Source organism: Luteimonas rhizosphaericola, assembly GCF_029888045.1.
GTDB classification, from domain to species: Bacteria; Pseudomonadota; Gammaproteobacteria; order Xanthomonadales; family Xanthomonadaceae; genus Luteimonas; species Luteimonas rhizosphaericola.
On the sequence record NZ_JARXRN010000016.1, the window covers coordinates 121,255 to 134,766 of the forward strand.

Consider the following 13,512-nt stretch of genomic DNA (forward strand, 5'->3'; position numbering starts at 1 on the left):
CGTGCACAGCGCCGACGGCACACCGACCCTTCCAGTTCGCTATTCGGCCCCGGGGTCTCGTGCAGGCGTCTTCGTCTTGGCTGCAAGCACGGCGGCCTGCACCGCGCCTAGCGTTGTCTTGCCTGCCGGGAACTCGAACACCTTGCTCTCGACCAGGGTGTGGATGCGCTCGCCGTTGGTCAATGTGACCTGCAGGAACGCCAGATGATCCGTCCATGAGCGATAGCGGCGCACCATGAACACGCTGTGCCTGGAGCTGACCGAGCGAATGCGGGTCAAGGGAATCTGCCGGCGGCCTCCGACCCCGGACATCACCAGCTCATCGTCATGGATGAACGCAGGACCGGATTTGCTCACCCGAAGGTATTCGACAGCGAAGCGCCCCCACAGGATGAGAAGCACCGGCACGATCACCGCCATCTCGGCGCGCTTCATTTCGGGCCAAGCGAACAGCAGAAGAACACCGCTGGTCACGAAGATTGCGAGGGTAACGAATCGGTAGAAGTAGACGCTTTGGAATTCCATGAAAGTCAGAAATCGAGTGTCCATGCGTGCGTGGTACCCGGTGATCGTGCCGAAGTGTGGATGACGTGGCTCAAGGGAAGTTGCCGATGCGCCGTGGGGTGTGCTGACGCGGGCAGGAAGCCTCCAGTTTGATCGTTGCCGCCCCTGGGTGAAATGGACCGGACGTCCTTCATACCTTGGATGGGCGTCACGGGGCGCTTGTGACAGGCCGGCTCACACCGCACCGCGGACATAGCTCCCGCAGTTCCCTGGCCGCCCTCTTCCCCTTCGGGTCGATACCCTGCTCTCCCGGGGCCTGCGCAACGTGGGCGTCACCCGTGGCGCCCCGCCTACCCGGGCCTCGTCCGCGAACTCGCGCGTGGCCACGGGCGTGGCATGCAGGTAGTGGTGCGCGGAAGGCCAGGCGAATCGCGCGGGCAGAACTGCGACGAAGGCCGCCACGATCGTCGAGACGACGCGCGGCATCTCATCAGGCGTGGCACTGCGACGCTCGCGTGCGGGGCGTCGTCCCCGGGCAAGCGCCCGGGCTCGGCCAACCGCGGTCAGGCCCGTTCGAAGTGGTAGATCTCCACGCTGGCCGCGGCGATGGACAACGCGCCGGCCGAGGCGTCGAATGCCGACTCCGTCGCACCGACCTGCTCCGGCTGCCCGAGCGGGTTCTTCGCGTCCGGGCCGGGGCCGGTGAACTTCCAGCAGCGCCCCGCCGCCCTGGGCCGGAAGCCCTGCAGCGCGAGCGAGACGCTATGTGGCTCCTCGGTAGCGTTGACCACGGCCACCGCCAGGGTCCCGCCATCGGCCGTCAGCGCCGCGGACACGTCCAGTGGATACGTGTCGCCGCCGGTATTGACGCTGGGCTGGTCGCCGCCGACCGGGTACTTCGGCGCGGGCGTGGGCGAGTTGCCGTTGACCGCGACCGGCACGGTACCGAAGCGCGCCTGATAGAACTGGAACATCCGCCCCTTGATGCTGATCTGCGAGCGCGTGCGGTCGAAGTTCAACCACCCGGTAGCCATGGTAAAGCCGGCCATGGCGATGAAGTCGGTGTGGCGAAAGAACTCGTGGAACGCGGCGGCGATCGCCAGGGCGCCCTTGAGGTCGTCCTCGAAATGGAAGGCCCACTCGTCGAAGAACACCTTGACGCTGCCCTTCTCCAGCTCCGGGAAGTGCTGCTTGTACGCCTCCCAGGCGTCCACCATGGTCCGGATGCGGTCGGGCATCTGGTGCGCCCACTCGTTCAGCGTCTGGGTGACGTCCACCAGCTTGCCGGTGGCCAGGTCGAAGCGCTTGTTTGCCGGTGGATAGGCGTGGGTGCCCAGCGCGTCGAACCGGCCCCAGCTGTTCTTGAGCATGCCGTAGGCCCAGTCGCGCTCGGACCCGACGTGCACCTGCGGCTGGCCGGCGATGAAGATGCCTTGGCCGGTGGTCATCTCGTCGACGAAACCGCCGGGGGCCACGATGTAGATGTCCGGGTCCACCTTGCGCATCGCATCGACGAACAGGTTGTGCTTGACGGTGTACTGGTCGCGCGCCATGTGCCCGTACTGCCAGTGGCCGTACATCTCGTTGCCCACCGCCCAGTACTTGACGCCATAGGGCTTGCTGCGGCCGTTGGCCGCGCGCCGCGCGCCCCACTCGGTCTCGGCGCTGCCGTTGACGTATTCGAGCAGCTGGGCACCGGAGCGTGGATCGCCGAAGCCGGTGTTCACGCACCAGAACGGCTCGCATTCGATCAGCTCGCACAGCTGCAGCAGCTCGTCCACGCCCACGTCGTTGGGCTGCACCGCGCTCCAGACCGGGTCCATGATCGGCGGGCGCCGGTCGGGGTCGCCGATGCTGTCTTCCCAGTCGTGCGCGGAGATGAAGTTGCCGCCCGGCATCCGCAGGATGTGGCAGTCCATCTGCTTCATCAGCGCCACGGTGTCGGCGCGGAACCCGCGCACGTTGTCCGCCGGCATCAGCGACATCGCACCCACGCCGAAGCGGCCGCGGCCCTCGCCGACGATTTCCAGGCGGGCGTCGGTGGTGTCGATGCCCGGGTTGAAGCTGAAGCGCTGCGTGTCCCACGTCGACGACGCGCGCACCCGGGTCGAGAGCGCCTCGGCGCCATTGCCGGGAATCAGCCGGACGGTCACCGTCACGCCGGGATCCGCCCACAGGACAATGCGGCCGTCGTAGGCGGCGCCGGTTTTCAGGGCCAGGCCGTGCTGCACCATCCCCCGTTCTTCCGCACCATCGAGGGTGACGACGGGGCTGTGCTGGCCCACATAAGGGCGTTCGATATCGAGCGCGATCGCCGAGGCGGGCCCGATGGCCACCCACTTCTCCATGAAGCCCATCGCGCCGCGGCGATCGGCCGGCTTCTCGTCCCGCTGCGCCACGACGCCGTAATAGAACTTGCGGTCGTCGAGCGTTTCGCTCCACAGGCTGTGGTTGATCAGGTTGCCGATGTGCTCGATGAAGCCGCCGTAGATCATCGGCGAAATCGGCGGACGCGTGGCCCCGGTATCGACCGTGGCCGTGATGCCACCGGATGCCGCGAAGACCGGCGGAATCCACGTGGCCGCGCCCAGCGCCGCAGAGCCCAGCAGCAGGTTGCGCCGCATCAGGTCCACCTTGTGTTGCTGCTTCATCCGTCTTCGTCCTCAGCATGGTTCGGGATTCTGCGTGCGCAGCGCCAGACCTGTGCCGTGCCCGTGACCAGGCGCACCGCCCCCCGCGCCGGCACAGCATAGCCGCGGCGCGCGGCCAAGCCCCGGCCACAGCGATGCGGATCGTGCGCGGAAGCATGCCAATCCGAACATGGCAGAAGAACCGGGGTCAGAGTGGACTTTTCCGACATCCGCCCGCGACTCCATCCGACCCTGCGGATCCGATGCGACACGCACACTGGCCGTCCACCCTCGCAAGGACGCGACCATGTCCCGTCAGCCCCGTATCGACCTTCCCGGCATCCCCCAGCACATCGTCCAGCGCGGCAACGACCGCCAGCCGTGCTTCTTCACCGACGTCGACTACATCCGCTACCTGCAGGACCTGCGCGACATCGCCCGGCGCGAACACTGCAGCATCCACGCCTATGTGCTGATGACCAACCACGTCCACCTCCTGCTGACCCCGATGGCGAGCGGCCACGTCGCGCGCCTGATGCAATCGCTCGGCCGCGGCTACGTGCGCCACGTCAACGATCGCTACCGTCGCACCGGCACGCTGTGGGAAGGGCGATACAAGTCCTGCCCGGTGATGGACGACGACTACCTGCTGCGCTGCCAGCGCTACATCGAGCTCAACCCGCTACGTGCTCGCATGGTGGACGACCCCGCCCGCTACCGCTGGTCGAGCCACCGCGGCAACACCACGCCGCCCGCCGACCCGCTGATCACCCCGCATCGCGCCTGGCTCGACCTCGGCGCGGACATGCCCACGCGCCATCGCGCGTGGCGCGCCCTGGTGAGGGACACCGTGGACCCGGGCGAAACCGACGACATCCGGCTGCATCTGCAGCGACAGCACCTCTACGGGCCGGATCGCTTCCGCAAGGCGATCGAGGCCCAGCTTGGCCGCGCAGTCGGGCCACGGAAGATCGGACGACCGTGGCGCGATCCGGTTGCGCTCGCAGAGAAGGGAGAAAGTCTACTCTGACCCCGGTTCGTTCCTCTTGAGGTACTCCTCCCAGGCAACGGGCGCCCATGGATGCAGCTCATGGACAAAGAGGCCTGTTTTCACTGCCGGATCATCAGCGACGATCGCCTTCGCCTCAGCTTCGCTCGAGACCTCGAGAATCACCGCGCCCCCCGTGTCGTCGGTAAGGGGCCCGGCCTGTTTCATGAGGCCTTTGGCATACAGGCTGATCATGTACTTTCCGTGGTCGTTGAGCGGCAAGTCTGACAAGCCCTTGCCTTGAGGCCATGCCGGCCCCTGGCGATAGATCACAAGGAATGTGATCTTCTCACTCGATGGCCGCTCCTCGTCGGCGATGACCAATTGTGGCGAGGCGAGAGCAAGCACCAGGACGCCGGCGAGGAATATCGAAGTACGCTTCATTGGAGATCTCCGGTGCCGGAAGACGGCCACGATGATGATGGGTCGGGCCTGACGCTTGAATCAAGCCAAGCCGCGAAGCGGCATCGGCCTGATGATAAGGACTCTTCCCGCGTCGCCGCGGGGCCTCGCTGCCGCAACGCAACCCGGGCCGGCAAGGGGACAATGCCGCGACCGCCGCCCACGAGCACGATCGACAGCATCAGGGTGGAAGCCGTTGTCCGAAGCCCCACGTCCGAACACAGCTCAGTCCAGGGTCGCCAGCACCCGATACACCAGGGACGGCTGCATCGGCCGCCCCAGATTGCCCCACAGCGACAGCATCTGCTCCTGCGAATGCGGCTGCGGCGTGCATGCCAGCACCCGATCCCCGATGGCATCGCGGGGACCCACGACCGGATCGCGATGCAGATGCATGGCCGCCAGTTGCAACAGGTCCTGTGCACGCAATGCATCACGCGCGCCGGCCGCGATCAGGTAGGAGAGCTGCCATGCGGCAGGAGTCTTCAGTACGGCGCCTGCCGGGTCGCGCGCGGGCAAGTTCGCCGCCCGCCACGCCTGGTCTGGTTCGATGTGATACAGCAACAGCAGCAGTCGGTCCCGCTCGTCCGTCGCACTGGTGAATGCGTGCCAGTCACGGCAGATCGTCGGCGCCGCGATTCCGTCCTCCCCTGCCGGGTAGGCCGCACGCAAGTGCGCCGCCACGGCGGTACTGATCGCAGAGAAGCCGGGTGCCGATGGCATGGTGCCTCCAGGTGGTCGCAGTTTTGCGGTGGGCCACGACTGCCAAGCCCATCGGGGAACCGGGTCCGGGTGTGTTCGTCCCGAAAATGCACTTGGACCCAATCCCGCTCCCACCTGGATCTTGCCGCCGAATGGGCCTGAACGGAAGAGAGAAGAAATCTGGCGCCAAACGCAGCCGCCGGTCTCTCCGCTCGACGACCGCGACTCAACAGGCCAGGCGAAACCAAGAGTTGTTTGAGCGGCCTGATTGCCAGAGTACGGGCCAGGCACACAGACTCGGCCCAGTCTCATGCACCCACGGCGCGCAGACCAACACCCCCTCATTCCCCTCCAGGACCCTCATTCCGCGCCCAGACCAATGAATGCGGCAAGAAGCACCCCCGTTCTCTTCTGAGGCGCCACGGGGCGTCACTGTGTCGGCGGGATCGCTCCATTCACTTCGCGCGCTTCACGCCGCATCTGCGGCAGTGCGCGCTACGCTGCGGCATTCACGAACAAAGTGAGTACGCCGCATGTTGCAGATCCAGCTGAACACCGACAACCACATCGACGGGACCGACGCCCTGGAATCGCGTGTCACCGCGATGCTGGAGCAGGCACTGGGCCGCTTTTCCTCGCGGCTGAGCAGGATCGAAGTGTTCCTGTCTGACAGCAATTCCACCAAGGGCGGACCGAATGACAAGCGTTGCGCCCTCGAAGCCCGTCTGGAGAACCATGATCCGCTCGGCGTGAGCCACGATGACGAGGACATGGAGAAGGCGATCCGCGGTGCGTGCAACAAGCTGAAGACCATGCTCGACAGCCGAATCGAGAAGCAGCGCGGGTACTGAGGGCCTGCTCGCATGTGTTTGCCCAGCAGCACATAGGCATGCAGCTGCAGTCGAAGCTGCCAAGGCTTCGTCACCAAGAGCGCACAACCCGTTGGCGGTCGCCGTTGTCCATGAAGCACGGCGACCCGTTGTCGCCGCGCTGCACTGTGCTGCACCACTTCCGCAAGGTCGACAAGCGGCTGCCGGACCATGGCCCGGCATCACCGGATCGCCTTCGCGGCTGATCAGGATCCTCCCGGGTCACCTCGGAAGAACCCCTCAGGAGCAATGGCAGTTGGCCACGGCATCGTCTTTCCCCCGCCACGAGTGGGACTTGTAACGCTGACGAGCACCTTGGCAGTTACGCCACGCCATCGACATCCGCCAGCGCATCGCGTGAACCGTTCCAGCCGGACGTGATCACACTGAAGTTGCCGTCGGTCTCCAGGACGACCGCATCGACGCCTTCCAGCGACGCTTGCCCTGCCGCCCTCACCGCGGCACGCAGTTCTCCGAGCGTGACCCGCTGCCGGCGCATCGCCTCCATGCAAGGCTTGCCGTCGCGCAACAGCAGCGTCGGCGCGTTCTTGACCGCCTGGCGTACCCATCGCACGCGCACCGACGTCCACGTGATCGCGTACTGCAGCATGATCAGCAGCCCCATCCCGAGCACGCCTTCCACGAGCGCCACTTCCTTCGTCAGCAGCACCGTGGCGAGCGTTGAACCCAGCGCGATGGTGACGATCAGGTCGAACGCGTTCCACTTCGAAACCGTCCGCTTGCCGGTCACCCGCAACCACGCCACCAGCGCCAGATAGGCGAGCGTGCCCACCAGGAGCACCCGCAGCACCCCGTGCCAACTGTCGAAGAACATCGCCGCCTCCCGCGAAAACTTGCGTGCATTCACGCACACGGGCGGTCGATGCGGGGTTACGGGCCTCTACTCGCCAGCCCGTCGATCCAACGATCCTGAGCCGCGCGGCCCTTCACCACGCCCTCGCCACCGTGTACCAGCGGCATTGGAGGCCAGGATCCGATCCGCGCGGGTACCCTCCTCCGCGATCAACGCGAAGTGGTGCAGGATCTGCCCACCGCCGTCGATCCGGCAGATCGCGCCATGCGGGCGGCACAAGAATATCAGGGGAAAAGGGTGTCCCACCAACGGGATCAGGGCCGGGAATCGGCCCAACGCCGGATCCAGAGCGCGGCCGCTCCCGCTATCCTGCGTTTCCAGTGCGCGCGGAGACCGACATGAAGCCCCTGCTGCCGATCCTCACAGTTGCGATCCTCGCGCTGGCTGCGCACGCCGCCGCCCAGGACGACCGCGACCAGTGGCCCGAAGGCAGCGCACGGCACACGCTGCTGGTGGAGGTCGAACGCGAGCAGGCACTGCGCGCGAGCCTCGATGCAGCCCATGCCCGCCTGCTGGAAGCCTTCGACGATGCGCCCGACGATCCCGATCCGCTTGCCCAGGCCGTCGACGCGCAGCAGCAGGCCTGGCTCGCGTACCGGGGCAGCGATTGCCAGCTGGCCGGCATGCTCAGCGGCGCAGGCGGCGCCTGGCCGCACGTCCATGCGCTGACCTGCCGCAACACCCTGCTCGCCGAGCGAACCGCCGTGCTCGACGCCGCCGCCGCTTGCCTCCAACGCCTGCCCGCCGAGCGCTATCGCTCCGACGAAGAGGCCTGCCTGCGGCCGCTGGTGGACGCATCACTGGGCGAGCCGTAGGGCAGGACGATCCGTCTACCCCCCTCTACGGGCCTGACCGATTCAGAAAAGCCATCAAAGCCCAGCTTGGCCGGACGGAGGGGCCACGGAAGATCGGGCGACCGCGGCGCGATTCGATCGCACTCACAGAGACTTGAGAAAGTCTGCTCTGACCCCTGTTCTAGACCCTGTTCCACCCCTGCTTTCGAGTCAGACTCTAGCCAGAGCCTCGCGCGCCTCGTCACCTGGGCGCGACTGCTGCAGTTCGCGATCGGGAGACTCCTGCGACTCAAGGCGCTGTCGACCACTCTCCAGGAATTCGACGCCGCGCGGAGCGTCCAGCAGCCCCATCAGCATGCGGTCTGCAGCCGCTGCGTCGCCTGCCGCGAGCGCGGAGGCGAGCCGGTTGAGGTCGGGGTCCGCGAAACGACCGGCATCTGGCCCCGCGGCGCCGTGACGTTCAGCGGTTCCGGCATGCCCGCCGGTCCTGTCGGCGGGGTGCCGCGCAGGCGGCTCGCCGTCTCGCGTTCGCCCATCCACGTCCACCGCGAATCGTTGCAGATCGATCTCGCCGGCATCGAATGCGTCGGTGGTGAACGCCTGTGCCTGCCCGGGATACCGCTCGCGCAGGTGCTCGAGCAGGACGGTGCGTGCGGGCGCGAGCGAATCCTCAAGCGTGCGGACGTTGCCGTACTCGGCAACGATCTCGGGGTAGTCGCGGTTGGCTTGCGCGATCCGGTCGGGGCGCGCCCGCGTCCCGTCGGTCGCCACGCCGAAGGCGCGCTCCACGCGATCGATGTCCAGCCGGTGCGTCCGGTACATCGCGTAGACGTCCGCTGCTTCCCGTACGCCAACGTTCGCCGGGTCGTCGTAGAGGCCCAGGATCTCCGATTCCGCGAACCGTCGCTTGCGCAGGCCGCCCTCCACGTCCTCGTTGGATCCCCAGCAGTTGTACCGCAGCTGGTACCACGCCTCGGCGCGATCCTGGTCACGAAGCGCATCGACCACAGGGTGGTTGCGCAGCGCGCCGACACCGCGGTTGTAGGTCACCGAGACCAGGGCGACGCGTTCATCCGAGAGCGGCAAGCCGGCTGAGATGGCGGGGCCTTCATACTCCTGCAGGGATGCGACGAACAGCCGGTCGGACTCCGCTTCGGTCAGGGTCCTGTCGAAGCCGAGGCCGATCCGCGTCTTGTCGCCTCTCGGCGCCTGGTCCACGCGCTCCAGCGTGGCGCGCTGCGCGGGCGTGAGTTCGATGCCCGACCGCGTCCAGATCTCGACGTTGTTGTTCCGGTTGAGGGTGTAGCCCCAGCCGATCGTGGCACGCCCGTCGCCCACGTCCTGCACCTGCGCATGCAGGCCTTCGGTGCCGGCGATCACCGTCCGCAGCTTGCGCTCGTACTCCGCCCGCTCCAGTTCCCTGACGTCCATGTCGAGTCACTCCGGTTCACGAAGGCGGCGTCATGCACGCCTTCGGCGTTCCCTGCCGGCGGCCGGAATCGGGCTCGAGCACATCGTCCAGCGCGATGATGGAGATGTCGGATCCACCCTCCCCCACCGTGCCCTCGTCCTTCCAGTGGAGATTCGCCCCGACCCGCGTGACGCGAACCCGGACGACCGAATCGTTGCGGCCGCTGCGCACGTCCAGGAGCGCGACGCCATTCTCGACCCGGCCGCTGAGCTCGCCCTCGTCGACCTGCCGCAGGTTCACGAGGGCGCCGCTGAAGTCGCCGCAGAGCGTGTCGCCCGTCTGGACGAGCCTGACCCGGAAGCCACCGCAGTCGAGATCGGGGCGCGTGCGATCGCACCACTGCGTGGACCAGGTGCCATTGAAATCGGCATGCTCCGGCGTCGCGGTGGTTGCATCGCGATGCGCCGTTCCGGCGCAGCCGGCTCCCGCCAGGACAAGGACGAAGCAGGCTGCGCTGACCAGGTTCCATCCCATCGCTTGCGCTCCCTGCGCCTAGACTGGGGGTAGCGTGCCAGAGTTCATCTTGATTGCAACCCGGACAAATGGGGCCAGACATCAGGAATGGGGCCAGCAACCTGACCCCTCTTCACCTTTTCCTCCAAACTGGCGCGGTGCCTGGCGCCGTGGCACCTGATCAATGCCATCGAGACGCCGGCCGATCACCAGGTGACCAACCGGCGCTCCCGTCAACCGGACGGACCAGATGGCCTCTGCGAAGGACCACAGAAGCCGCTGCGCAAACAGGCTACTCGCAGAATCCTTCGGGCGTGCAACGAGTCACCACCAACCATCCGGAAGGCGGAACGCATTCCCACGTGACGATCCAGTTCGGGTTGTACGTGACGTAGGCCTGCCCAGCGTTACTTGCAGTACAAGGGACTGGCGGCACAACCGCTTTCGCTTCCGAGCTCATTGCGAGCCCTGCGATCAACACGAGTGTTCCAAAAAACGCCTTCGACAAGCTGTCCATTTGAATCTCCTTATCCAATTAGCCAAGCAGCAAGACCATAGATTTGCTGCTCTTCTCGTATAGCAGACGGCAGGGGTACCGTCCATGCCGCGTGCGGCGGAATGAGATCGCGCGCCCATCCGCGACAAGCACTCTTCTGCCGCACGATACGACCACCGATCGCAGGGCTGCAGGTTCAAGCCCGCACAAGCGGGTCATAGCCCGGCGGACTGCCCGCTAGCTCGTCTTCGCGCGCTCTCGCCGCTTACATCTCGGGCGTGCTCGCTTCGAGGATCCGCATCGCTTCAGCCTGGTCGCGCTTCAGCTGTTCGGGATCAGCGGGCGGCTGGACGTTATTCCGTTTGTGCTCGGCGCGGATCTCCGGCGCGATGACGTCGACCTGCCGGTGTCGCTGCATGAAGGCCCGGTCGCCTGGTGCCAGCTGGCAGTTGCGGCTGAGAATCTCGAGCTGATCCCCGTTCGTCGCGGCACCGCTCTGCAGATTCACCACCACACCGAGCGTGTCGCCGAGCGCTTCAAGTTCGAGGCAGATGCCGTCGATGGTGCGGTAGCTTCGCGCCTCGTTGCTGGACACGATCACCAGGAGGTTCTCGCGATCGATCCATGCGGCCGACCTGACGCCTTCGACGCCGCGGATCGCCGCACGTGCCGCCTCGCGGTCCACCTTGCGGGCCGGGTCGGCCAGCTTGATCGAGCGGCGGAAGTCATCGTTGAACGCATCCATGTTCCGTCGAATCCCCTCCTGGTCGCCCACGAGCGCCGAGCCGCGGATGGCGGCGATCCGTGCAGCCGTCTCGACCGGGTTCAGGGGTTGGCCCGCCCGCTGGGGTTCACGCGCGGGTGGTTCTCGATCTGGCGACCCGCACGCAGCCAGTGCGAGCGGCAGCAGCACACACAGGTAGCGCTTCATCATCACTCCCTTCTCCAAAACGGACCCGACATGACGCGTTCCATTACTTCGCACCCCGGCAAAAGCCTCCCGTCCCTCGACTCTACGGCGACGCAGAAGACATAGGACGGAATCAGCGTGAAGAGACGCTCGTCGCAAGCATGAGCAACCCGCCCAGCCAAGCCAACCATTCCGAGTATGCGAAGCAGCGGATCAGACGCCGATGCTCAGCCGGCATACCGCCACGAATCCGATGGATCTTGATGGAGAGAAAGTCGTAAGCGTCGAATACGGATGTTTCGGCCAGCAGGCGCGATGCGGGCGGCACGTCGGACAGCCGACTGAACAGCCTGAAGCGGATCAGCAGATGCAGCAGCCAGAAGAAGGCTGTCATCAGGATGAAAAACGCCAGAAGTCCTTCCATCATCCAGTTCGCATCTCGTAGTCCCGAGGCTCCCTGCGGACCGCCGCGGGAGCCTCCCGCGCGACATTACTTGAGCCGATACGACACCTTCGTGCCTTCTACCGAAATCAACTTACGGTCTTTCAGGCTTGCGATCACTTGCGGGACGACACGCGCGCCGGGTGCGGGCGTGGCCCACGCAGTCAGCGAGGACGTCAGCGTCTTGAGCGTGGCCGGCTTGGCGTGCTTGAGGCCCTTGAGGCGCTCGACGACCTGATCGGTGAACGTGGCTACGTCTGCCGCGACCGGCTTTGGAGTCGGCTTCGGCTTCGGCTTCGGCTGGGGCGCCGACTCTGACTCGGGCAATACGGTGACCTCGACATTTGTCGAGCGCTTGGCGGACGCGGGCGCAGCTGGCGCGACAACCAGGGCCGACGACGCAGGCACGGGGGCCTGCGGAACCGGGCTGACCGGCGGCAGCTTGAGCGCCACCACATTGCCGCCAGCCGCGTGGACGGATGAAGCGGCGGCGGCCGCCGGGACCGACGCCGAGGCTGTGCCCTGCCTGCCTGCAACCGCTGTTACCTCCGGCGCCGCGGGCACCGCTGCCGCCACCTTGCCAGCGGCCTGGGCGGGCAGCGCCTTGATCCGGCGGCACGCGATCTTGAGCGTGGTGGTCAGATGCCGCACCAGCGGATCAAAGCCCGTGTCGCCGGAGACGATGTTGAAGTTCGCTCCCGGATGCTTCTGGGCCAAGTGGCCGATGTAGAACGCGATGTGGAAGTCGACCGCGTTCGGCCCGTTGCCGGAGATGCTCACGTAGTCCACGTCGGTACCGAACGGTTGCAGCGCCCGCGTCAGCTCCACCGAGACCTTGTTCTGGCTCTGGCCGAGGAACAGCATGATCCGGCACGCGCCGGGCACCAGCCGCCCCACGCCGGTGGGCTGCACGTTCTCGAAATCGATCAGGAAGATGTCCAGGCTCAATCCATGGCCCCCTTTTCGCCCCCGGGTGACTGTACCCGAGCTTCGCCGGGCATGGATGGCGGGAACGCGGCACTTGTGACCGCAAGGGCGGTACGCCCAGAGAAGCCTCCAACGGCGGCCCCGCCGATGCGCTCACGGACGGTACCCGCGGCCGGATGGACAAACTTTGTCCATCCGCCGGGCAAATCAGCCCGCGCGCCGCCCGAATATCTCGACGCGCCGGCGTCGGATGCCCGTCACCGGGCTGAAGTGCCCGGCGGGCGGACCTCTTCTGGCGGACGACGGGCCGCAATGCCCGGCCGGCAGGCTGATTTGGGCCGGCTGCCGAGCGATTCGGCCCGCTGGCCGGCAGCTTTGATCGGGCGTCGGGCCGATTCGGGCGGCGCGCCGGCTGTTCCGGGCGGCCGGCCAGCAAAAAGGCCCCGCGAACGGGGCCTTGGAAGAGGTGCGCTGCCAGGAGCGAGCCCTGCCCGCCCTCGGGGCCGAAACATGACTACGCGGCCGCGGCGCTCGGGCGGGAGCCGCGCCGGGCGAAACGGGCGCCCAGGGCTTCGGCGGCGCCTTCCAGGCCGCGGTTGCGGCCGGAGACCTTGAGCAGGCCGTAGCCTTCCAGCGCGGTGTTCATCAGGTCGCTGCCCAGCGCCATTTCCGAGTCGGACACGCGCTCGGTCAGGCGCTGCAGGCGGCTGAGCACCGGGCGCAGGCGGTCCATCGCCACCAGGTCGGCCTGGGCCTCGGGCAGGCCCAGCGCCGGCGGCACGATGTCGGGGTTCTGCTCCAGCACCGTCAGGGTCTGGCGCACGAAGGCCTCGGACTTGTCGCCCATCTTGGTGATCTGGCGGCGGGTGGCGTTGTCCAGCGCCAGCAGGCCGGACAGGCGGGATTCCAGGTCGGACAGCGCGGCGTTGACGGCGGCCACGTCCTCGTCGGACAGGGTGAGCGAGAGTAGGTTCTGGGTCACGGCAGGCT

General features: G+C 66.8%; 14 protein-coding genes. 3 read left to right on the forward strand and 11 right to left on the reverse strand.

All coding sequences use genetic code 11. From position 1 onward, the window contains the following. Positions 1 to 39: 39 nt before the first annotated feature. On the reverse strand, positions 40 to 549 hold the full coding sequence (locus QFW80_RS01820; protein WP_280599324.1) for a hypothetical protein: 510 nt from the start codon (positions 547 to 549) through the stop codon (positions 40 to 42). Between the two features lie 518 nt (positions 550 to 1,067). Further along, positions 1,068 to 3,155 (reverse strand): alpha-L-arabinofuranosidase, encoded by a 2,088-nt coding sequence (locus QFW80_RS01825; protein WP_280599325.1) that lies wholly within the window; start codon positions 3,153 to 3,155, stop codon positions 1,068 to 1,070. Positions 3,156 to 3,441: 286 nt separating this feature from the next. Between QFW80_RS01825 and QFW80_RS01830 the strand changes: the two genes are divergently transcribed. Beyond that, a complete protein-coding gene (locus QFW80_RS01830) occupies positions 3,442 to 4,164 on the forward strand; it encodes a transposase (RefSeq protein WP_280599326.1) in 723 nt (240 codons plus the stop codon). Here the strand turns inward: QFW80_RS01830 and QFW80_RS01835 are convergent. Both QFW80_RS01835 and QFW80_RS01840 read right to left on the reverse strand, forming a co-directional pair. Beyond that, positions 4,156 to 4,566, reverse strand: a complete 411-nt coding sequence (locus tag QFW80_RS01835) for a YciI family protein (protein WP_280599327.1) — start codon at positions 4,564 to 4,566, stop codon at positions 4,156 to 4,158. The genes QFW80_RS01830 and QFW80_RS01835 overlap by 9 nt on opposite strands. Before the next feature lie 243 nt (positions 4,567 to 4,809). Next, positions 4,810 to 5,307: a Pvc16 family protein gene (locus QFW80_RS01840; protein WP_280599329.1), complete on the reverse strand. Its 498-nt coding sequence runs from the start codon at positions 5,305 to 5,307 to the stop codon at positions 4,810 to 4,812. A gap of 512 nt (positions 5,308 to 5,819) precedes the next feature. On the opposite strand from QFW80_RS01840, the gene QFW80_RS01845 reads away from it, so the two are divergent. Next, positions 5,820 to 6,137, forward strand: a complete 318-nt coding sequence (locus QFW80_RS01845) for an HPF/RaiA family ribosome-associated protein (protein WP_280599331.1) — start codon at positions 5,820 to 5,822, stop codon at positions 6,135 to 6,137. 340 nt (positions 6,138 to 6,477) lie between these two features. On the opposite strand, the gene QFW80_RS01850 is transcribed toward QFW80_RS01845, so the two are convergent. Continuing rightward, on the reverse strand, positions 6,478 to 6,990 hold the full coding sequence (locus tag QFW80_RS01850) for a DUF421 domain-containing protein (RefSeq protein WP_280599333.1): 513 nt from the start codon (positions 6,988 to 6,990) through the stop codon (positions 6,478 to 6,480). A gap of 377 nt (positions 6,991 to 7,367) precedes the next feature. On the opposite strand from QFW80_RS01850, the gene QFW80_RS01855 reads away from it, so the two are divergent. Beyond that, positions 7,368 to 7,844, forward strand: coding sequence for a lysozyme inhibitor LprI family protein (locus QFW80_RS01855; RefSeq protein ID WP_280599335.1), 477 nt, complete (start codon positions 7,368 to 7,370; stop codon positions 7,842 to 7,844). A gap of 189 nt (positions 7,845 to 8,033) precedes the next feature. On the opposite strand, the gene QFW80_RS01860 is transcribed toward QFW80_RS01855, so the two are convergent. The 6 genes from QFW80_RS01860 to QFW80_RS01885 form a co-directional block, all read right to left on the reverse strand. Then, positions 8,034 to 9,254: a glycoside hydrolase family protein gene (locus tag QFW80_RS01860; protein WP_280599337.1), complete on the reverse strand. Its 1,221-nt coding sequence runs from the start codon at positions 9,252 to 9,254 to the stop codon at positions 8,034 to 8,036. 16 nt (positions 9,255 to 9,270) lie between these two features. Then, a complete protein-coding gene (locus QFW80_RS01865; protein WP_280599339.1) occupies positions 9,271 to 9,768 on the reverse strand; it encodes a hypothetical protein in 498 nt (165 codons plus the stop codon). 740 nt (positions 9,769 to 10,508) lie between these two features. Further along, positions 10,509 to 11,174 carry a hypothetical protein gene (locus tag QFW80_RS01870; protein ID WP_280599340.1) on the reverse strand — a complete coding sequence of 222 codons (666 nt, stop codon included), beginning with the start codon at positions 11,172 to 11,174 and terminating at the stop codon, positions 10,509 to 10,511. Between the two features lie 112 nt (positions 11,175 to 11,286). Next, positions 11,287 to 11,577, reverse strand: a complete 291-nt coding sequence (locus tag QFW80_RS01875) for a hypothetical protein (RefSeq protein ID WP_280599341.1) — start codon at positions 11,575 to 11,577, stop codon at positions 11,287 to 11,289. A gap of 66 nt (positions 11,578 to 11,643) precedes the next feature. After that, positions 11,644 to 12,543 carry a PIN domain-containing protein gene (locus QFW80_RS01880; protein WP_280599342.1) on the reverse strand — a complete coding sequence of 300 codons (900 nt, stop codon included), beginning with the start codon at positions 12,541 to 12,543 and terminating at the stop codon, positions 11,644 to 11,646. Between the two features lie 493 nt (positions 12,544 to 13,036). Next, complete coding sequence (locus tag QFW80_RS01885; RefSeq protein ID WP_280599343.1) at positions 13,037 to 13,504, reverse strand: hypothetical protein; 468 nt, start codon at positions 13,502 to 13,504, stop codon at positions 13,037 to 13,039. Positions 13,505 to 13,512 lie beyond the last annotated feature (8 nt).